This is a genomic window from Gluconobacter sp. P1D12_c (assembly GCF_018812105.1).
In the GTDB taxonomy this organism is placed as follows: domain Bacteria; phylum Pseudomonadota; class Alphaproteobacteria; order Acetobacterales; family Acetobacteraceae; genus Gluconobacter; species Gluconobacter oxydans_A.
Genome location: NZ_JACSIQ010000181.1, coordinates 1 through 606 on the forward strand (window position 1 = coordinate 1; position 606 = coordinate 606).

Sequence of the window (606 nt, forward strand, 5' to 3'; positions counted from 1 at the left end):
CCACCTTTATGAGACACAGCACACGGCTGTATTCCATGACGTGTTGCACTTGTCCGGGACAGTCCGTCCAACGATCCCCTTCCGGACACATGAAGGAGACATCCGATCATGGCGCGGCGCCGTCTTCTGACCCGTGAAGCTCTCGCCCGACATTACGAGCCTTCTGTCGATGATCGCGAGATCACGAGACATTTTACACTCAGCCAGGATGACTTCGATCTGATCGCAACCCGCCGCGGAGAAACCTCCCGATTGGGTTTCACGATGGTCATGCTCTACATGCGCTGGCCGGGACGGGTGCTGGAATCTGGTGAAACACCACCGGCTCCCATTCTGTCATTTGTTGCGCGGCAGCTCGACCTGTCCCCTGGGCTCTGGTCCCATTACGGACGTCGTGACGAAACCCGTCGATCCCATCTGGCCCACCTGATGAAGCGTTATGGCTACCGAACCTTCGATCGGTCGGCATTTCATGACATGACCGGTTTCGCGATGCCAATTGCACATCATGTGACCCAGCCATCCCGCATGGCTGCGATCCTGATTGACGAGATGCGTCGCCGAAGCATTCTCCTGCCGTCGGTCACTGTCATTGAAGCCTTGGTG

General features: G+C 57.3%; 1 protein-coding gene. It reads left to right on the forward strand.

The window, feature by feature from the left end; genetic code table 11:
- Positions 1-108: 108 nt before the first annotated feature.
- On the forward strand, positions 109-606 hold a 498-nt coding region (locus KP705_RS16215), incomplete at its 3' end, for a DUF4158 domain-containing protein (RefSeq protein ID WP_215764989.1).